This window comes from Microcoleus sp. B9-D4, from assembly GCF_036705105.1.
Lineage (GTDB): Bacteria > Cyanobacteriota > Cyanobacteriia > Cyanobacteriales > Microcoleaceae > Microcoleus.
Genome location: NZ_JAUBTS010000008.1, coordinates 42,521 through 62,423, shown reverse-complemented (window position 1 = coordinate 62,423; position 19,903 = coordinate 42,521). Strand labels below are relative to the sequence as shown.

Sequence of the window (19,903 nt, the reverse complement as noted above, 5' to 3'; positions counted from 1 at the left end):
GTTGACTGTTGACTGTTGACTGTTGACTGTTGACTGTTGACTGTTGACTGTTGAGTGTTGAGTGTTGACTGTTGACTGTTGACTGTTGACTGTTGACTGTTGACTGTTGACTGTTGACTGTTGACTGTTGACTGACTAATTCAAAAAAATCGATCGCCCAACCAACTTCCCAGCCACAGCCCAAAACCGGAAGTAGCCACCAACAGGATAAACGTATAAAGCGCGCTGCCGGTGTGGATCAACCTTTCAGCAGCTACCATCCGGGCCACAACTCCAGCAATAATCCCGATCGCAGCCCAAGCCCCATAAACAGTCTTAGACCCGGCGATAGCCAAAGCTTGGACGAGATCCCCCGAACCCGCCCCAGCCAAAACCCCCGCCCACGCCCCAATCCCCAGCCCGATCGCACCAGAGAGCCCGACGGGGCCGCCAGAATTCCCACCTACTTCCGCCGCCAGCCCACACATCAAGCCAACAATCGCCCAACACACGGCCGCCACCAACGCCTTAACCCAATTCCCAGAAACTGTTCCCGCCATCAATCCCACCACTGTCACCACTCCCCCTACAGCCAAAACAACAGCCACAGCCCGCGACTCGGCCTCAGAACTGGCGATCGCCCCCAAACCAGCCCCAACTGCGGCCCAAGCAGCCCCTGTGACCTTTCCTCCCGCCTGAAAACCGGCGATCGACCCCCCTACCGCCCCAGCCAAAACTAACGCCGCCAGCCACACTCTAGGCGTTGCCGAACCCTCCGCCAGCAAAATCGCGGCCCACAGCCAATCTGCACCGCAGATTAAAGCCCACATCCACAGCGGGGCGGCTGATTTCGTCAAAATCCAACCGGTCAAAGCGTAACTCGCCACGGCGATTACCAGCGGCCACCAAGGGAAGCTTGAATAGTGTTGAGAGGGGCGCACTTCCCTCGGCGCGCTTCGCGGTTTTGAGTATTGAGTTGAAAATTCTGTTTTCCTTCTCGAAGTAAGCTTTCGAGTGTTTTGAGATGGCCCTGCTTCCCTCGCAACGATTCGCCCTGGTTGCTTTGTCCCCCGCCACGCTTGGCGATTGTGAGTGGTAAATCGTTTCTTGCTTGAAGAGTTTTTTTGAGTGAGAAATTTTTTGGAGGCGGCTTTTGGGCGGGTTTGACGGCGCTGGGAACCAGGCCTGGCGGCTGATTTTGCAGAACGCCTTCTCAGCGGCTTTTCCGGCGTAGGGGGCGGTGGCTGCTGAAACTGTTTTTCGATCGACCTCGATGATTCAGGCTGACTCAGAAACAACACCAACTGCTGGTAAGCTTCATTAATTTCTGTTAATCTTTGGTGAGCTTTTTGTTGCAGGCGATCGTTGTGGGCAAACCGATCGGGATGCCACACAAACGCTAAATCCCTGTAAGCGCGCTTAATTTCTTCTAGGGAACTTCCTGGCTCAATTTCGAGGATTTCGTAGCATCGGTTAATGTCACCCATAGGCTTCGATCGGCAGATGTTGGTAAATTGGCGTGAAGCGAAGCTATCCCGATCGGGAATCGTACTTCACATCTTCCACTATTCTCAGCCAAGCTGCACAGTAAGCCGCTCGCCGATCGAGTGTCAAGCGTCCTCAAGTCTGCGGGCCATCCCTAGGGTCGATCAATGCAGGCGGACAACTGAGTACAATGAGAAAATCCTTTCGTGCGATCGGTATTTGTGTCTGTGTCGGCAAATCAAGCTCCCATCTTCATCCTAGTTGACGGTCACTCCCTGGCCTTTCGCTCCTACTTCGCCTTCGCCAAAAGTCGAGACGGAGGCTTGCGAACGACGACAGGCATTCCCACCAGCGTCTGTTTTGGCTTTCTCAAGTCGCTGCTGGAAGTAATGGCGGCCCATGACCCCCAGTACATGGCGATCGCCTTTGACCTCGCCACACCCACATTTCGCCACGAAGCAGACGAAACTTACAAAGCCGGTCGTGCGGAAACTCCCGAAGATTTCATCCCCGATATCAAAAACCTGCAAGAACTCCTCAGCTATTTGAATTTACCTGCAATAACTGCTCCAGGCTACGAGGCGGACGATGTTTTGGGAACTTTGGCAAACAAAGCCAGCGCGGCAGGTTATCAGGTCAAAATCCTCACGGGCGATCGAGATTTGTTTCAATTAGTAGAAACCGAAAAACAAATCAGCGTATTATATTTGAGTACAGATGAACTCAGGCGATCGGGCAAAGGGAAATCCCAAGAATACGGCCCGGAAGAAGTCAAAGCCAAACTCGGTATTTTGCCCGAACAAGTAATAGATTACAAAGCTTTGTGCGGCGACAAATCCGATAACATCCCCGGAGTCAAAGGCATCGGCGACAAAACCGCCCTGCAATTGCTGGAAGCTTACAATTCCCTTGATGGAATTTATGCAGCCATCGACGAGATTAAAGGAGCAACTAAGAAAAAGCTAGAAGAAGGCAAAGAAGCTGCTTATCATTCTCAGCGCATGGCGACAATTGTCCAAGACGTGCCATTAGAAATCAACTTAGAAAATTGCCAGCTTATAGGTTTTGATGAATCCGCCTTGATTCCGATGCTTGAAAAGTTGGAATTTAAAACATTTTTAAGCAAAGTTAAACAAATTCAAAAGCGTTTTGGTGGCGTAGAAGAACCATTGACAGACAGTGGAACAGGCATCTTGCCTGTTGCAAAGGGCGGGCAAGATGCCCACCCCACAATCAATTCAACAGACAGTGGAACAGGCATCTTGCCTGTTTCTTTGGGCGGGCAAGATGCCCACCCCACAATCAATTCCTCGGAAGATGAAGCATCAGCTTTCTTCACTTTCGCAGAAACCCTAGCCGCCCAGCAGCAAAACAAACTGCCAATTAAACCCCGAATAATTCAAACAACCGAACAGTTAAACGAATTAGTCGAACTGCTGCAAACCTACACCGACAAAGCCTCACCCGTGGCGTGGGATACCGAAACTACCGCGATCGAGCCGCGAGACGCCGAATTAGTCGGAATTGGCTGCTGTTGGGGAACTGGTGAACAAGATGTAGCTTATATCCCAACCGGACACAAAACGGGCAAAAACTTGGACAAAGCCACAGTTTTAAATGCTTTGCGTCCGATTTTGGAAAGCGAGAATTATCCGAAAGCGCTGCAAAATGCTAAGTTCGATCGATCGATCCTGCGTTGTCAAGGAATTAAACTAGCAGGAGTCGTCTTCGACACCATGCTAGCCAGTTACGTAATCAATCCCGAAACCAGCCACAGTCTCAGCGAATTGTCAAAGAAATACTTAGGAATTGTCGCCAAAAGTTACAAGGAATTAGTACGAGAAAAAAACCAAACAATTGCTGACATCAGCATTCGAGAAGTAGCCGACTACTGCGGCATGGATGTTTACACTACATTTCAGTTAGTAGGTAAACTTAAAGCCAAATTGAAGGAAGCTGATGAATCTAGCTTTCCCGGAAAAACTTTGGAGGGGTTGCTGCTGGAAGTAGAACAGCCCCTAGAACCAATTTTAGCTGAAATGGAATATCAGGGGGTTCGCATAGACACAGGATATCTTAAAGAACTATCCAATGAAATGGAACCGCGATTAGCAGCAATTGAGCAGGAAATTTATAAAGCCATACCTCTTGAGGATTTCAATGCTTATCTCGCCGAAAAAATCGAACATATCGAACCAACTTTAGGCACGGTTCCTCAGAAAGTTTACGAGACCGTGCCCAGTGCAATTTTAAAGCCTTATCTCAAGAAAGTCTTGCCAAAAAACAACCTGGATTTAGCTGAGATTAAACAGAAAGTTTACAACACATCACCCAGTGAACTTTTAAAGTTGAACTCACCCTCCCAGTTGAGTGAACTTCTGTTTGACATACTCAAGCTAGACACCAAAAAGTCTCGGAAAACCCCGACAGGCTTCTACTCCACCAATGCTGACTTTCTAGAAAATTTGCAAGGAGACCATAAGGTTGTCGATGCTATCTTAGATTACCGTACCCTGCAAAAGCTTTACTCTACCTATGTAGATGCTATACCGAAGCGGGTGCGTCCCGATACTCAGCGATTGCATACTGATTTCAATCAAACTGTTACAGATACAGGTCGTCTGTCTTCTTCTAATCCTAATTTGCAGAATATTCCAATCGGTACGGAATTTTCTAAGCAAATTCGCAAGGCTTTTGTACCCGAAGAAGGTTGGCTGATGGTGTCGGCTGACTATTCTCAAATTGAACTGAGAATTTTGGCTCACTTGAGTCAAGAACCTGTATTAATTGAAGCTTATCAAAATAACCGAGATGTGCATACTGTGACGGCTCAACTGTTGTTTGAAAAGGAAGAAATAACTCCCGACGAGCGCAGGTTTGGCAAGACGATTAATTTTGGGGTGGTTTACGGTATGGGGGCGATCAAGTTTGGGCGATCGATGGGCAAGACTTCCAAAGATGGCAAGGAGTTTATTGCTAAATTTAACGCTCGCTATAGTAAAGTTTTTGAATATTTGGAGAAAGTAAAAAAAGAGGCGATCGCCCTCGGATACGTTACCACAATACTCGGCCGCCGTCGCTACTTAAACTTCGAGAGCGAAAGCCTCCGCGACTTAAAAGGCCGCAATCCCCAAGACATTCACTCCGATCGACTTAAATCTCTCAGCAGAGATGACGCCCAATCTTTGCGGGCCGCAGCCAACGCTCCCATTCAAGGTTCCAGTGCTGATATCATTAAACTTGCCATGATTGAGGTACACAAAATTTTGCAAAACTATCAGGCGCGGCTACTGCTGCAAGTTCACGATGAATTAATCTTTGAAGTCCCTCCCGATGAATGGGAAGAATTGCAACCAAAAATTAGAAGTGCGATGGAAAGTGCTCCGACAATTATAAGTGCGATGGAAAATGCTCTGCCGAAAAATACAAGTGCGATGGAAAATGCGCCCGGTATGGTACCGCTGATAGTTGACATCCACGCTGGGCAAAATTGGATGGAAACTAAATAAAACACAGAAATATGAGCCAACTTAAAATCGCCATTTTCCCCAAAATAAAAACCTTAAGTGCAGTTGCTCTGCTATTGCTACTATTTGGTTGTCCGCAAAAGTTTGCACCGAATAACTATGCTGTCAAGCGAGTCAGCGACGGCGATACCCTTGTCGCCAGTGATGCCGCCGGGAAAGATATAAAAGTGCGTTTTGCCTGTGTAGATGCACCGGAAATCTCGCACGGCGAACCAATTAGCAAAGCATCAAATAAAAATCAATTCAAGTGGGGAAATCTAGCGCACCAAAGAATGCAGCAGCTTGTCAAACAAGGGGGCGGTCGCGTTGTTTTGACCGTCACCGATACTGACCGCTACGGCCGCAAAGTTAGCGAAGTTCGCTTGCCAAATGGTACATTTGCCCAAGAAGTTTTGATCCGCGAAGGATTAGCAATGGTTTACCGTCCTTACTTGAAAAATTGTCCGAGTGCAAGTGTTCTGGAACAAGCGGAAGCCGAAGCTAAGAAAAATCGCCGCGGCGTTTGGGGAGATTCTAAGTTTGTTCCTGCGTGGGATTTTCGCAAGAAATGATTTAGTCATTGGTTATTGGTTATTGGTGGTTGACAGTTGACTGTTAACTGTTACCAGTTCTCCATGCCCCATGCCCCACGCCCAATTCTCCATGCCCTATGCCCTATGCCCAATTCCCAATTCCCCAACAAATGTGATAGGCTCCAGATAAACTAATAGACTGCTGACAAAAGCGGTCTATTGCAATCACCCAAAATTAACTTTAAGGGACATCAATGAATTTCAAACATCTGGTTATTTCCGGCCTTGCCCTGATCCTCGGTACTACAATCGTAGGAAATGCTATTGCTCAAGGACTGACGGACGACCAAAAAACGGTTGTTTGTCGCTTGAAAACAGAATTTGATCAGCGGAAAGGCAACGGTCAAAAATTAGTATTTGTGCCGTTGCTGGGTCAAGTTCGCAAGCAAGTTTCATCTCCTTTTAGAGCAACGCTGCATCCTAATGTGGAGTATGTTTTTGTTGCCACTTGCGACGGAAATTGCCAGGATTTAAACTTATCTCTCAAGGATGCAAGCGGTCAGGAAGTCGCTGTGAGTCAAAAAACAGGCGAACTGGCGTCAATCTCTTTTACTCCCCCATCCCAAGGCGAATATCAAATCAGTGCTAAGCCTGGGGAATGCACGACGGCAGAGGGTTGCAGTTACGGCCTGGGAATCTTCGTTCCAGCAAGTGCTAGCGTACCTAATGCTTCAAGAATTCCTGCTGAGATAGCACAATTTCGACTTTGCCAGTAGGGGAACAAGGATAGAGTTGTGGGTTGCGAGTAGAGTAGAGTTTTTAATCAGAAATCTAACTCATAACTTGCAACTTATAACTCGCAACTTATCTCGCAACCACGCCCGACGGTGAGTAGGTTCTTAATTAGTGAAACCATGCCTTTGACTGGTTTTTACTTGTTGCTTTTTTTTACTCTGAACGACTTGCCCGATCGCATCGCCGAAGGGAAGGTAGCTGAAGGCAGCCGAAGAGCCTTCTTCCTTCTGCTATAATTTGTTACGCATAACTCCTCCAAACTGTCAAGCAGATCGAGCTGTGGAACCTTGCAAAGGCCCAATAACTGCCGAAAGCTGGCTTGAAGCCAGAACTTTATTTACCCTCAGACAGGCATCAATTAGAATATAGATGGTGCCTCTCAAAGGTGACGAGTACATTGCCCATGTCTTTAACCTTAGCTTTGAAAAATCAACTGCAGAACCGTCCTCAAATAGGGTTGAAAAGTCTGTTGGGCCGCTTGGGTATCAGGCAGAAAATCGGCTGCGGATACGCCTTGGTCATTAGTATTGCCGTTTTGGGTGCTGTGGCGGGACGGGGAGTAGAATCCTATCACAAACAGCAAGTTAGAGAAAAACTAGCGATCGACCGAGATAAAGCGGAAATCCTGACAAACCTCAACAACACGGTGCAGGAAGTCAGAATTCAGCAGCAAGAGCTCGCGAGTCTGACGGCCAAACCGCAAATTTTCGATCGCGAACGATCGGAATTCCTGACTCGCGTTGCTCAGATGAGCGGAATCCTGGAACAACTGCAAACCCTACCGCCGACGAAGAATCCCGAAATTGCCCAAGACTACGAACTGCTTCAACAGTTCGTTCAAGTCAACGGCAAAACCGTAGAATCATACTTTCAACAAGTACAAAAATTGTTGGCTACTGCGAAATTATCTGCTTTGAATCCGCAACAGCAGCAGGCTTTTGGGCGGAATTTGAACAATTTTGTGGCCGGCGAAACTGCTTTGAAACTCAAACAGTTTTCCGAGGATTCAGCCCAACTGGCCGGCAACTTTCGCGAGAAAGCAGACGAGGCATTGAGAACCTACGAAAATGCCGAAAAACTCGGAACTCTCATTCTCGTTGGCTCTCTCTTGATATCAGGTGCGATCGCAGCAATTCTAGCAGCATACACCAGCGGGGCGATCGCTCGCTCCTTAGAAGCCACCACCCTCATCGCTCAGCGAGTGACAGAAGAATCTAACTTTGACCTGCAAGTACCCGTCACTACTTCCGACGAAGTGGGAAGGCTAGCAATTTCCCTCAACGAACTAATCCAAAGAGTAGCCGAATACACAGAAGAATTGCACGAAGCAAAAGTAGCCGCCGAAGCTGCCAACCGCTCGAAAAGTGCATTTCTCGCCAACATGAGCCACGAACTACGCACCCCCCTCAACGCCATCATTAACTACAGCGAAATGCTGCAAGAAGATGCTCAAGATTCCGGTTCAGAAGACTTTCTCCCAGACTTAGAAAAAATTCAAACCGCAGGCAAACACCTGCTGGATATGATTAGCGACATCCTCGACATTTCCAAAATAGAAGCAGGTCACGTCACCCTTTATTTGGAAAACTTCGACGTGGCAACGATGATTGAAGAAGTGATGACTACTGCTCAACCGCTAGTAGAAAAAAAAGGCAATTCTTTAGCACTGAAAACAAAAGGCGAACTCGGCACAATGTACGCCGACCAACCGAAAGTGCGGCAAATTCTCCTCAATTTGCTCAGCAATGCTGCCAAATTTACCGAAAAAGGCGTCATTACTATCGGCGTCGAAAGAATGAAAATTGAAAAATCAAGACCGACCAAACAAAATAAAAATAATGATATTCACTCTGGTTCAAACTACACTTCTCAAGTTTTAATGTTTCGAGTCAGCGACACCGGCATCGGCATGACAAACGAGCAATTAGAGCAGATATTTAAACCTTTTACCCAAGCTGATGCTTCAACTACCCGCAAATACGGAGGCACGGGTTTGGGATTGACAATTAGCCAGCGTTTGTGTCAAATTCTCGGCGGCGAAATTAGCGTCGAAAGCGAAGATGGTAAGGGTTCAACTTTTATTGTCAGTCTCCCGGAACGGGTGGTGATGCAGGCATGAAGTCAATCGATTTTAGATTTTAGATTTTAGATTTTAGATTAAAGAATTGAAGCCTTGACTTGCGCGAGATAAATACGTTCGGCAAGTTTCATCGGATACAGGTTTTTTATTTCTGGACGGATGAATCACGTGGCGGGTATCCTGGATGCTTGATTGTCAGGCAATATATGGATTTTGACACGGATACACGGATTAATTATTGAGCATTCGTCAATAGTCAGGAGGCAGATATTCAAGGAAAAAGAAAGAGGGAGGAAGGAAGAGGGAAATTTTAAAATGTATTGATATAGCAACCGCTTTCGTCGGTTAGGGCATAAAGTGTAAATAGCCCCAATTGCCGTGCGATCGCAAAACCCATCTCCAAAGTTTTGCTCTTAAATATCAATACTTCGGACAGTTTTTGATTACGAACCGTAGAATAAGGGTTTCAAGGCTCCAAGGCGATCGAGCTACCAACGGAAAATTGAGGGTTTCAGACTACGAAATAAAAACAGTTCGGACTATTGAAATATCAGGGCTTATGAATATTACTCGCGTCACAGTTGACTCAGCAGGCAATCAGGCCAATCAAAGTCCATCGGTATCCTCCTCTCATTCCATTTCGTCCGACGGGCGGTTTGTGGCGTTTAGATCTCCAGCATCCAACCTCGTGCCAGGGGACACTAACGCTAGTGATGATGTCTTTGTGCACGACACGCTAGCCAATACCACCACCCGTGTCTCAGTTGACTCAGCAGGCAATCAGGCGAACGGCTTTTCCGTCAGCTCCTCCATCTCAGCCGACGGGCGATTTGTGGCATTTTCCTCTAATGCCACCAACCTCGTGCCGGGGGACAGTAACAGTAAAAACGATATCTTCGTGCGTGACACACTAGCCAATACCACCACCCGTGTCTCAGTTGACTCAGCAGGCAATCAGGCGAACGACGTTTCCGTCGATCCCTCAATCTCAGCCGACGGGCGGTTTGTGGCATTTTTATCTTTTGCCACCAACCTCGTGCCGGGGGATACTAACGATAACCCTGACATATTCGTGCGGGACACGTTAGCCAATACCACCACCCGCGTCTCTGTAGACTCAGCAGGCAATCAGGGAAACAAGTATTCCGGCGAACCCTCCATCTCAGCCAACGGGCGGTTTGTGGCATTTAGGTCTTTTGCCACCAACCTCGTGCCGGGGGATACTAACGATAACCCTGACATCTTCGTGCGGGATTTGTTGACGAATACCACCACCCGCGTTTCTGTTGGCTCAGCAGGTAATCAGGGGAATAATGGGTTCGGCGAACCCTCCATCTCAGCCGACGGGCGGTTGGTGGCATTTTCTTCTAATGCCACCAACCTCGTGCCGGGGGATACTAACAATAGACACGACATCTTCGTGCGGGACACGCTAGCCAATACCACCACCCGCGTCTCTGTTGACTCAGCCGACAATCAGGCGAACGATTCCTCCGTCTTCAGCCCCTCCGTCTCAGCCAACGGGAGGTTTGTGGCGTTTTCTTCTAATGCCTCCAACCTCGTGCCGGGGGATAGTAACAATAGCCACGATATCTTCGTGCGGGATTTGTTGACGAATACCACCACCCGCGTCTCAGTTGACTCAGCCGGTAATCAGGGGAACAACGGGTCTTTTGAGCCCTCCATCTCTGCAAATGGGCAGAGAGTAGCGTTTTCATCTGAGGCCAGTAACCTCGTACCGGGGGATACTAACTTTACTTTCAATAGTCGCCTCGATGTCTTTGTTTCTGACACCGGTAGCACTCCAGGCAATAACCCTCCTGATAACAGCATCAACGGCAGTCCCGACAACGACATCCTGTTTGGCACCAGCGGCAACGACATCATCAACGGTGTGGAAGGGAATGACGTACTTATGGGTTTACGAGGCAACGATATGCTTGTCGGGGGCGACGGCAGCGATGTCCTGAATGGTGGCAAAGGTTTTGACACCCTCAACGGCGGTTTAGGAAACGATATTCTAGTCGGCGGTGGGGGCAACGATGTTTTTGTTTTAGGTGTCGGATTGGGAGTTGATACGATCGCTGATTTCGCCAACTCTCAAGATACCGTGCAATTAATCAATGGCTTGACCTTCGGACAACTATCAATTTCGTCGGGAACTGACGGCACATTAATTACAGTAACCAGCAGCGGTGAAGTTTTAGCTTCTTTGATAGGTGTTGCTCCCAATCTCATCGGTTCTGAAGATTTCATTTCGGTCTAGAGTTTGAGTTTTCCCGCTTAGTCTCACCCTGCAACCCTATAGAGATTGAAACATTCATAAAAAGGTAGATATCAGTATTTGGTTGAAGGGTAGTTTTCTTACCTAACCCTTACCCAGTATACGTTTTACTGATTTAACTATAATGTTTGTAGTTATAGCAACCGCTTTCGTCGGTTAGGGCATAAATTGTAAATAGCCCGATTTGCCGTGCGATCGCAAAACCCATCTCCAAAGTTGTACTCTTAAATATCAATACTTCGGACAGTTGTTGATTACTAACCGTAGGAGAAGGGTTTCAAGGCTCCAAGGCGATCGAGCTACCAACTAAAAATCGAGGGTTTCAGACTACGAAATAAAAACATCCAGACTATTGAAATATCAGGGCTTATGAATAATATTACTCGCGTCTCAGTTGACTCAGCAGGCAATCAGGGCAATCAAGGTCCATTGTACTACTTTTTTCCTTCCATTTCGCCCGACGGGCGGTTTGTGGGGTTTGCATCTCCAGCATCCAACCTCGTGCCGGGGGACACTAACGCTAGCGATGATATCTTTGTGCGCGACACGCTAGCCAATACCACTACCCGTGTCTCTATTGACTCAGTAGGCAATCAGGGGAACAACATTTCCACCGCTCCCTCTATCTCAGCCAACGGGCGGTTTGTGGCATTTTCATCTGAGGCCACAAACCTCGTACTGGGAGACACTAACAATAGTGACGACATCTTCGTGCGGGACTTGTTGACAAATACCACCACTCGCGTCTCAGTTGACTCAGCAGGTAATCAGGGGAACAAGTCTTCCGGCAATCCCTCCATCTCAGCCGACGGGCGGTTTGTGGCATTTTACTCTGCGGCCCCAAACCTCGTACTTGGGGACACTAACGATAGTAGCGACATCTTCGTGCGGGACTTGTTGACGAATACCACCACTCGCGTCTCAGTTGACTCAGCAGGTAATCAGGGGAACAAGTCTTCCCGCGATCCCTCCATCTCAGCCAATGGGCGGTTTGTGGCATTTGCATCTTCGGCCACAAACCTCGTACCGGGGGACACTAACAATAGCGAGGACATCTTCGTGCGGGACTTGTTGACGAATACCACCACTCGCGTCTCAGTTGACTCAGCAGGCAATCAAACGAAGGGGTTCTACAACTCCTTCGAGCCCATCGGCTCCTTTGACCCCTCCATCTCAGCCGACGGGCGGTTGGTGGCATTTTACTCTTCGGCTGCTGACCTTGTGCCGGGGGACACTGGTAATAACGTGGACATCTTTGTGCGCGACACGCTAGCCAATACCACCACCCGTGTCTCTGTTGACTCAGCAGGCAATCAGGCGAACAATTACTCCCTCAGCCCCTCCATCTCAGCCGACGGGCGGTTTGTGGCATTTCATTCAGATGCCTCCAACCTCGTGCCGGGGGATACTAACAATCGGTTCGACATCTTCGTGCGGGACTTGTTGACGAATACCACCACCCGTGTCTCTGTTGACTCAGCAGGCAATCAGGGGAATAAGGGGTCCTTCAGCCCCTCCATCTCTGCAGATGGGCGGAGAGTAGCGTTTGATTCAGAGGCTTCCAACCTCGTGCCGGGGGATACTAACAATACCGGCGATGTCTTTGTTTCTGACATGGGCAACACTCCAGGCAATAACCCTCCTGATAACAACATCAACGGCACGGACGGCAACGACATCCTGTTTGGCACCAGCGACAACGATATCATCAACGGTGTGGAAGGGAATGACGTACTTATGGGTTTGCGAGGCAACGATATGCTTGTCGGGGGCGACGGCAGCGATGTCCTGAATGGTGGCAAAGGTTTTGACACCCTCAACGGCGGTTTAGGAAACGATATTCTAGTCGGCGGTGGGGGCAACGATGTTTTTGTTTTAGGTGTCGGATTGGGAGTTGATACGATGGTTAATTTCGCCAACTCTCAAGATACCGTGCAATTAATCAATGGTTTGACCTTCGGACAGCTATCAATTTCGCCGGGAACTGACGGCACATTAATTACAGTAGCCAGCAGCGGGGAAGTTTTAGCTTCTTTGATAGGTGTTGCTCCTAATCTCATCGGTTCTGAAGATTTCATCTCGGTCTAGAGATAGTAAAGTGGTCATTTGTGAAATCACTTTTGCTCAAGGAACATGATTAAAATTGGCCAACAATCCTTGTAATTTTTGATGATTCCCAGGTTTTGACCTGGGAATATAGCAAGTCTAAAGAACAAAGCCTTGTACAACAGTAGTTTTCAAGACTCCTTCAAAAGTGCGTTCTGTCTTGTCCACCAGCACAACTACATTGCGCCCGTTCGGAGATAAACGAACTTCTCGGATTGAATAAGAGAACACCCAATCTTGAAAATTGTTTAGCGATCCGAGGACACGCTGCCGACCGTTATGATTAATTACAAGACGCATGGCCGCGCTTTCTCTGCCAGCAGAAGCATTTTTTTGCCGCTGTTCTAGGCGAATTTGTAAAGGCTTTGCTGTATTGACTCTGACGGCGACTGTCTCGCTTCCATTGGCTCCGGGAGTACGAGAAATAATGTTCAGTTTAGTTCCAGATCGAGGAGGAGTTAACTTCAAAGTTTGCCTGCTATTCCAACTTTTTTTAAGCAAGTCATCTTCGGCCATTTTAGTGCTTTTATTGGAGTCTGGCTCGCCATATTTAGTTTGGATACACCCATTTTTGATGCAGGAATTTGCAGCAACTTGGACAATTTGCAATTTTGCTTTGGGAATTCCCGCTCCTGTATCTCTGGAACTTTCTAGATACAAGTAGTAATTGCTGTCGGCGGAAAAACCCGACATCCGGTGTGCGGCACGCCAGGTACTTGCCAAAGCTTCAGGGGCTACTGCGATCGCGGCACTTGCTATAATACCTAACGAAATTAAAGGTAAAATTTTCATAGCTATATTTTCCAGGTGTGAGAGTTATAGCGGCTGTTATTGATGAGTAAAACAATAACGCTTCGGGTTTCGCTATAGGACTGTGACGCTTCTCAAGTCCTCTCTCCTATTTACATGAGTGTTTCTCCATTTTCCGCAGCAGGAGACTGTTTAAGAATGTGCAGTTTTTTCAAGTGGCACTAGAAAGCATTTTTAATATGAGAGTTGGTCTTATCTCACATCTTGCACTATTCTCAAGAACAGGCAAGATGCCTGTTCCACAAAGAGTAAATTTTCTTGTGGAACAGGCATCTTGCCTGTTCATAAAAAGCTTATTGACAACGGTGCAACATCTCAGTCTTATCCCAGAGTCCAACTTTTAGGCGCGATAGTTGCCTTTTCCCTGCGAGAGACTGCTACACAGGACGGAAATACCTATCTCAAGATAGGGGAACACCGATCCGCCCCCTCTCCGCAACTCCCTACAATGACAATTGTACGGGCGATCGAGCAATTGCCTCTACAGCAGTCATCATTTTTAATGCAGGGAATTAAAATATATGCAACCGAATAATCCAAACCAATTTACTGAAAAAGCCTGGGAAGCCCTCGCCCGCACCCCCGAAATCGTCAAAGCAGGTCAGCAGCAGCAGCTAGAAAGCGAACACTTGATGAAAGCTTTGCTGGAACAAGAATCGGGACTTGCTAGCAGCTTGTTTAACAAAGCGGGAGTTTCTGTAGCAAAATTGCGCGATCGCACTGACGAGTTTATCAGTCGTCAGCCCAAAATCACTGGAAGCGGCGGCAACGTTTATCTAGGTCGTTCTCTCGACACTTTGCTCGATCGCGCCGAAACTTATCGCAAAGAGTACGGCGATGAATTTATTTCGGTCGAGCATTTGATACTAGGTTACGTTAAGGACGATCGTTTCGGCAAAAATTTACTACAAGAATTTAAACTAGATGAAGCCAAGCTCAAAGATATCATTACCCAAGTCCGGGGGAAGAACAAAGTGACAGATCAAAATCCAGAAGGCAAATACGAAGCGCTGGAAAAATACGGCCGAGATTTGACTGAAGCCGCGCGTCAAGGCAAACTCGATCCGGTAATCGGAAGGGATGACGAAATCCGCCGCACGATTCAAATTTTGAGCCGTCGCACCAAAAATAACCCGGTATTGATTGGGGAACCGGGAGTAGGAAAAACTGCGATCGCCGAAGGACTCGCCCAGCGAATTATCACCGGAGATGTGCCGCAATCTCTCAAAGACCGACAATTAATTAGCTTAGATATGGGCGCGTTAATTGCCGGGGCAAAATTCCGGGGAGAATTTGAAGAACGCTTGAAAGCGGTACTTAAAGAAGTTACCGACAGCAACGGCAAAGTCATCTTATTTATCGATGAAATTCACACCGTTGTCGGTGCGGGTGCAACTCAAGGCTCGATGGATGCCGGCAACTTACTTAAACCCATGTTAGCGAGGGGAGAATTGCGCTGTATTGGCGCTACAACTCTCGACGAATACCGCAAATACCTCGAAAAAGATGCGGCCTTAGAACGCCGTTTTCAACAAGTTTATGTTGACCAACCGACAGTTGAAGATACTGTCTCGATTTTGCGGGGCTTGAAAGAACGGTACGAAGTGCACCACGGGGTAAAAATTTCCGACAATGCGTTAGTGGCGGCGGCTACTTTGTCAACTCGATATATTAGCGATCGCTTCCTTCCCGACAAAGCCATTGACTTAGTTGACGAAGCAGCCGCTAAACTCAAAATGGAGATTACCTCCAAGCCGGAAGAACTAGATGAAATTGATCGCAAGGTTTTGCAGCTAGAAATGGAAAGACTGTCGCTGCAAAAAGAAAGCAATATTGCATCGGTCTACCGTTTGGAAAGACTGGAAAAAGACTTAGCCAACCTCAAGGAAGAGCAAAGCGCTTTGAATGCCCAGTGGCAATCGGAAAAAGGTGTCATTGGCAGCATTCAAAAAATTAAAGAACAGATTGATAAGGTGAATATTGAAATTCAGCAAGCAGAATTAAAATATGACCTAAACCGCGCTGCTGAGTTGAAATATAGCAAGTTAACAGAATTGCAAAAACAACTGCAAGAAGCTGAATCTCAACTGTCAGCCACTCAAACCACAGGTAAAAGTTTGCTGCGGGAAGAAGTCACCGAATCCGACATTGCCGAGATTATTTCCAAGTGGACGGGAATTCCGATCAGCAAGTTAGTTGAATCGGAAATGCAGAAACTTCTGCAGTTGGAAGATGAACTGCACAAGCGGGTAATTGGACAAGATGAAGCGGTGACGGCGGTTGCAGATGCAATTCAGCGATCGCGCGCAGGTTTAGCCGATCCAAATCGTCCGGTTGCGAGTTTTATCTTCCTCGGCCCCACGGGTGTCGGTAAAACTGAGTTAGCCAAAGCATTAGCGTCTTATCTGTTCGACACCGAAGAAGCGATCGTGCGAATTGATATGTCGGAATACATGGAGAAACACGCGGTTTCGCGGTTAATTGGTGCGCCTCCGGGATACGTTGGCTACGATGAAGGTGGACAATTAACTGAGGCTGTGCGTCGCCGTCCTTACTCTGTGATTCTATTCGATGAAATCGAGAAAGCGCACCCGGATGTATTCAACATCATGCTGCAAATTCTGGATGACGGCCGCGTTACCGATGCTCAAGGTCACACAGTAGACTTTAAGAATTCTGTGATTATTATGACATCGAATGTCGGCTCTCAATACATCTTAGATGTGGCGGGAGATAACGAAGAAATGCGGAGTCGGGTGATGGAAGCGATGCGGGGAACTTTCCGCCCGGAATTCTTGAACCGGATTGATGAGATGATTATCTTCCACGGTTTGAGTAAGACGGAACTGCGGCAGATTGTGCTGTTGCAAGTTAAGCGCTTGGAAAAACGGTTAGCCGATCGCAAAATGTCTCTGAAATTGTCGGAATCTGCGATCGACTTCTTAGCAGAAATTGGTTACGATCCGGTTTACGGTGCGCGACCTCTGAAGCGGGGAATTCAACGCGAGTTGGAAACGCAAATGGCGAAGGGTATTTTGCGGGGAGATTTTGCCGATGGCGATACCATTTTTGTGGATATCGAGAATGAAAGGTTGGCGTTTAAGCGGCTGCCGGCACAGTTGGTGACTGCTAAATAATTTGAGTAAGGTGGGCTGCGGCCCACCTTATTTTTTTGAGGCGATGGTTCTTTTTTTTACCGCAGATATAGGCGGATGGACGCGGATGGGATTGCGGGCGAGCGTTCTTAAGGGCGATCGCTTTCTGATTTATCTTTTTTCAACTGTTGGCGTTCTCGAACAGATTTCGTCAGCAGGTACGTTGCCAAACTGCTAACGGATCTGCTGTCTTCTTCTGCCCATTCTTCGAGAGCTTTTTGAATCTCTTCTGGCAAGTATGCGGTAACTCGTCCCCGTGAAGCCATTCGTTGTACTGCAAAACATTTCAACAAACTCCATCTTACGCCGTGGTCATCGCTTAAGGGCGATCGCTCCGGGATTCTTCATTTTTCTGCTCTTGGCGTTCTCTGACTGCTTTAGCTGCCACATGGGAAAGCAGGTTTGCGAGGCTTCTATCTTCTTCTTCGGCCCATTCGGACAGGGCCTGATGAACGTCTTCTGGCAGTGTAACAGTGACTCGCATTCGTGAAGGCATGGGCTGGCATGGTTTTACTTCAATTGTCTTCAATTTTACACTCTCACGTCATTAGATATATTTTTGTGTCATTTGATGTTTTTAACATCAAATTATGCTATTAGTGTATATAAGGCTCAGGCCTTAAAACGTCAGAAGCCAGCCCCTTACTGTGGAAGGTTCCGGGCTGGCTCTGGCTCCAAAAATATCAATGGAGACGAGTTCTATGTTGACATATAAAGACCGCTTGTGTTGTTGGGCGATCGCCCGTTTGTTACCCTCTGAGCAATGGATAATTGTTGCCCGCTTCCGCAGTCGTTCAGATGCAGACGGACATTTTCAGTTTCTGCGACAAACTATACCTCACGTTAAGTTTGAGGTTGTCTTCGATTTAAGCGGGGACAGCAACCGTTTATCGGCGTTGGGCAGCTCTGCCAATTCCCTCGCCAGCGTGTTATAAACTGTAATTTTCCGGTTGTTTTGAGTTGATTCAATTTGGGCGATCGCATTTTTTTTGATAAGTGCGATCGTCCTTCCTTTCTTGAGTCCCCCTCTGCTGGGACGAGAGTTTCTGCAGAATAGATTTCAATCGCCGAGTTATCTGTTGGGCTGTCTTTACTAACTTACTTCCGCACCATCACAGACTTAATTACAGCATTCGGCTGATACTTATTAGTCTGATAAAATCCCCCTTGACCAGCGCCATAAACTCCCGCAAATTGTTTCCCTTCAGCCTTGGGAACAAACATAATGTTTCTAGTTGGTTGCTTGGCAAATACAACCCCTTCTCTCATTTCATTATCCACGTTATAAGATAAAGTCGCCTTGCCGTAAATTGCCTCAGCTTGTTTCAGAGTCATTCCCGGCCCGACGCCCTGAACTGTTTTATAATTAGCATTGTCAGTCATCAAAAGTTCAATGACATCCGTATCTTTTAGCTTTGTACCCGCAGCATAAATAATCCGATATTGCACTTTTCGCGACTGGCTGACAGCCACAGCATCAAAGTCTACCATAAAAGGAGACTCTACTTTAAACTGCGCCGTGGAACCCAGAGCCTTTTTCAATTGTCCGAAAGTCATCCCCACCTTCGCCGCTCCAATTGTGCGATCGGAAATTTTTAAACTTGCAGCAGGTGTTTTTTGAGCAGTTTTTGCCGTTTCGCCCAGCTTATTTGCACCCCCTGGCGCAATAGTGGAACCGGGCTCGGAAATTAAGGTGAGGTAACTGCCGATCGCCAATAAAACAGCTATCATTGATCCAGACAAAACTTTAACATTCAACATGACTAATTCTCCTAGATTTCAAATGCGACTATCTACCCGTATCTTTTTGACTATCCTGGGCCTCACCCTCCTAGTTTGGATTCTTAGAGGTGTTGGCCTCTTGACATTCATTCCCGGTGGTGTGATCTGGATACTGATTTTGTTGTCTTTTGTTGCGGGTATCCTCAGCACTTTACTCCGTCGGTAAGCCAGCATCCGGCAAATAACAAATAAGAATTAACAATTAAAACTTAACAAATTATTTTAATTTGGATTTTTTCATTGCCTTTCCCACTGTTACATTTAACTGATCGCCGATCAGCATCACCAAAGAAGAAAGATCGAGCCACAGCAGCAACACAATAAAAGTTCCGATCGTGCCGTAAGTCCAACTGTAATTGCCCAAGTGCAAAACATAAAACCGAAATAAAGCTGAAAATAGCGCCCACAAAATAGCTGCAAAAACAGCTCCCGACAAAATAGGAATATCTGGTTGACGGCGGCTAGGCCCGTAGCGGTAAACAAAAGCAAAAGCCAGTGATACAATTCCCAAAGAAATCGGCCACCGCCACAGCCGCCAAACACCTAACAGTTGGGACTCTAAAGGGCAATTGCCGGCGAGGAGCAAGCAATTTTGAACATCTTTTAAATCGCAATTGGCGACGGACTCCAGCAGGCAACTCTGGCGGGCAATAGCTTGTACAATTAAGTCGCTGACAAAGACTACTCCCGATGCTAGAATTAATAGTATAATTGTACCGATACTCAGCGCCAGAGAAATAAGTTTTGCTTTCCAAAAGGGTCGAGTTCGATCGCTAGGGATGTCATGGATGCGATCGAGTGCAGCCATCGCCGCGCTCATTACTCCAGAAAATGCCCAAATCGCCCCAAGAAAGCTCACCGAAAACAGCCCTTTACTGCGAGTTAACAGAATTTCTTTGATTAAGCCACCAATCAACTTCCGCACGTCATCGGGTATAACTTCGCCCAAAAGACGGGCGATTTGATACAGTGTTGATTGCAAAGGTTCAAAGATAGCGATCGCAGATAAGATAGCCAACAGCCCCGGAAACAGCGCCAGCATAGAATTGTAGGCCATTTCGGCAGACAGCCCCGGCAAGCGCTGTTCTCCTGCTTTCGCGCCGACTTCCTTGAGCGTGCTCCAAGTCAAACAACGACAAAACAGCCAAAAACCATCCCATTTCCGTTTGAGAGCTCGAAGCAGCCTTAAAAGCGCCTTAAACAAAGCTAAAATCAGGTAGCGCAACCAGTAAAAAATGTTCATAGCGCACAGGCAACGGGGAAACCGAAAATGGAAAATGGATGCAGGACGATCGCGCAACTGGAAATAAGCAGCGTTACTTAATTAAGCCATTACCAATTTGCCATGGCTAATCTAAAATCTAAAATCTAAAATCTAAAATCAATAT

At 47.2% G+C, this 19,903-nt stretch carries 15 protein-coding genes; 9 read left to right on the top strand and 6 right to left on the bottom strand.

The features are described from left to right. Window positions 1-140: 140 nt before the first annotated feature. A complete protein-coding gene (locus QUB24_RS07180; RefSeq protein ID WP_333151937.1) occupies window positions 141-1,466 on the bottom strand; it encodes a J domain-containing protein in 1,326 nt (441 codons plus the stop codon). 204 nt (window positions 1,467-1,670) lie between these two features. Between QUB24_RS07180 and QUB24_RS07175 the strand changes: the two genes are divergently transcribed. From QUB24_RS07175 to QUB24_RS07150, 6 genes are all read left to right on the top strand, one after another. Further along, window positions 1,671-4,973, top strand: coding sequence for a DNA polymerase I (locus QUB24_RS07175; RefSeq protein ID WP_333151935.1), 3,303 nt, complete (start codon window positions 1,671-1,673; stop codon window positions 4,971-4,973). A gap of 11 nt (window positions 4,974-4,984) precedes the next feature. Next, window positions 4,985-5,542, top strand: coding sequence for a thermonuclease family protein (locus QUB24_RS07170; RefSeq protein WP_333151933.1), 558 nt, complete (start codon window positions 4,985-4,987; stop codon window positions 5,540-5,542). Window positions 5,543-5,757: 215 nt separating this feature from the next. Continuing rightward, window positions 5,758-6,279 carry a hypothetical protein gene (locus QUB24_RS07165; RefSeq protein WP_333151931.1) on the top strand — a complete coding sequence of 174 codons (522 nt, stop codon included), beginning with the start codon at window positions 5,758-5,760 and terminating at the stop codon, window positions 6,277-6,279. 422 nt (window positions 6,280-6,701) lie between these two features. Continuing rightward, window positions 6,702-8,417, top strand: a complete 1,716-nt coding sequence (locus QUB24_RS07160) for an ATP-binding protein (RefSeq protein WP_333151929.1) — start codon at window positions 6,702-6,704, stop codon at window positions 8,415-8,417. Between the two features lie 520 nt (window positions 8,418-8,937). Next, window positions 8,938-10,644 (top strand): calcium-binding protein, encoded by a 1,707-nt coding sequence (locus QUB24_RS07155; protein WP_333151927.1) that lies wholly within the window; start codon window positions 8,938-8,940, stop codon window positions 10,642-10,644. A 387-nt stretch (window positions 10,645-11,031) separates the two neighbouring features. Continuing rightward, complete coding sequence (locus tag QUB24_RS07150) at window positions 11,032-12,750, top strand: calcium-binding protein (protein ID WP_333151925.1); 1,719 nt, start codon at window positions 11,032-11,034, stop codon at window positions 12,748-12,750. Between the two features lie 117 nt (window positions 12,751-12,867). On the opposite strand, the gene QUB24_RS07145 is transcribed toward QUB24_RS07150, so the two are convergent. Further along, complete coding sequence (locus QUB24_RS07145; RefSeq protein ID WP_333151924.1) at window positions 12,868-13,560, bottom strand: DUF2259 domain-containing protein; 693 nt, start codon at window positions 13,558-13,560, stop codon at window positions 12,868-12,870. 292 nt (window positions 13,561-13,852) lie between these two features. On the opposite strand from QUB24_RS07145, the gene QUB24_RS07140 reads away from it, so the two are divergent. Together QUB24_RS07140 and clpB are read left to right on the top strand one after the other, a co-directional pair. Then, window positions 13,853-14,113 carry a hypothetical protein gene (locus QUB24_RS07140; RefSeq protein WP_333151922.1) on the top strand — a complete coding sequence of 87 codons (261 nt, stop codon included), beginning with the start codon at window positions 13,853-13,855 and terminating at the stop codon, window positions 14,111-14,113. Continuing rightward, the gene (gene clpB, locus QUB24_RS07135) at window positions 14,100-16,715 is read left to right on the top strand and encodes an ATP-dependent chaperone ClpB (protein WP_333151920.1); all 2,616 of its coding nucleotides are present in this window, start codon (window positions 14,100-14,102) and stop codon (window positions 16,713-16,715) included. The genes QUB24_RS07140 and clpB overlap by 14 nt, the downstream gene beginning before the upstream one ends. 107 nt (window positions 16,716-16,822) lie before the next feature. Here the strand turns inward: clpB and QUB24_RS07130 are convergent, their stop codons facing one another. Together QUB24_RS07130 and QUB24_RS07125 are read right to left on the bottom strand one after the other, a co-directional pair. Beyond that, complete coding sequence (locus QUB24_RS07130; RefSeq protein ID WP_333151918.1) at window positions 16,823-16,999, bottom strand: ribbon-helix-helix domain-containing protein; 177 nt, start codon at window positions 16,997-16,999, stop codon at window positions 16,823-16,825. 53 nt (window positions 17,000-17,052) lie between these two features. Beyond that, the gene (locus QUB24_RS07125; protein WP_333151916.1) at window positions 17,053-17,229 is read right to left on the bottom strand and encodes a ribbon-helix-helix domain-containing protein; all 177 of its coding nucleotides are present in this window, start codon (window positions 17,227-17,229) and stop codon (window positions 17,053-17,055) included. Between the two features lie 205 nt (window positions 17,230-17,434). Between QUB24_RS07125 and QUB24_RS07120 the strand changes: the two genes are divergently transcribed. Beyond that, the gene (locus QUB24_RS07120; RefSeq protein WP_333151914.1) at window positions 17,435-17,668 is read left to right on the top strand and encodes a hypothetical protein; all 234 of its coding nucleotides are present in this window, start codon (window positions 17,435-17,437) and stop codon (window positions 17,666-17,668) included. A 163-nt stretch (window positions 17,669-17,831) separates the two neighbouring features. Here QUB24_RS07120 and QUB24_RS07115 read toward each other — a convergent pair whose 3' ends face one another. Further along, on the bottom strand, window positions 17,832-18,494 hold the full coding sequence (locus tag QUB24_RS07115; protein ID WP_333151912.1) for a hypothetical protein: 663 nt from the start codon (window positions 18,492-18,494) through the stop codon (window positions 17,832-17,834). A gap of 238 nt (window positions 18,495-18,732) precedes the next feature. After that, window positions 18,733-19,758, bottom strand: coding sequence for a YihY/virulence factor BrkB family protein (locus QUB24_RS07110; RefSeq protein WP_333151910.1), 1,026 nt, complete (start codon window positions 19,756-19,758; stop codon window positions 18,733-18,735). Window positions 19,759-19,903 lie beyond the last annotated feature (145 nt).

Coding starts and splice junctions, on each gene's coding strand:
- QUB24_RS07180 (WP_333151937.1), bottom strand. CDS start 1,466: ATGGGTGACATTAACCGATGCTACGAAATCCTCGAAATTGAGCCAGGA.
- QUB24_RS07170 (WP_333151933.1), top strand. CDS start 4,985: ATGAGCCAACTTAAAATCGCCATTTTCCCCAAAATAAAAACCTTAAGT.
- QUB24_RS07165 (WP_333151931.1), top strand. CDS start 5,758: ATGAATTTCAAACATCTGGTTATTTCCGGCCTTGCCCTGATCCTCGGT.
- QUB24_RS07160 (WP_333151929.1), top strand. CDS start 6,702: ATGTCTTTAACCTTAGCTTTGAAAAATCAACTGCAGAACCGTCCTCAA.
- QUB24_RS07155 (WP_333151927.1), top strand. CDS start 8,938: ATGAATATTACTCGCGTCACAGTTGACTCAGCAGGCAATCAGGCCAAT.
- QUB24_RS07150 (WP_333151925.1), top strand. CDS start 11,032: ATGAATAATATTACTCGCGTCTCAGTTGACTCAGCAGGCAATCAGGGC.
- QUB24_RS07145 (WP_333151924.1), bottom strand. CDS start 13,560: ATGAAAATTTTACCTTTAATTTCGTTAGGTATTATAGCAAGTGCCGCG.
- clpB (WP_333151920.1), top strand. CDS start 14,100: ATGCAACCGAATAATCCAAACCAATTTACTGAAAAAGCCTGGGAAGCC.
- QUB24_RS07130 (WP_333151918.1), bottom strand. CDS start 16,999: ATGGCTTCACGGGGACGAGTTACCGCATACTTGCCAGAAGAGATTCAA.
- QUB24_RS07125 (WP_333151916.1), bottom strand. CDS start 17,229: ATGCCTTCACGAATGCGAGTCACTGTTACACTGCCAGAAGACGTTCAT.
- QUB24_RS07120 (WP_333151914.1), top strand. CDS start 17,435: ATGTTGACATATAAAGACCGCTTGTGTTGTTGGGCGATCGCCCGTTTG.
- QUB24_RS07115 (WP_333151912.1), bottom strand. CDS start 18,494: ATGTTGAATGTTAAAGTTTTGTCTGGATCAATGATAGCTGTTTTATTG.
- QUB24_RS07110 (WP_333151910.1), bottom strand. CDS start 19,758: ATGAACATTTTTTACTGGTTGCGCTACCTGATTTTAGCTTTGTTTAAG.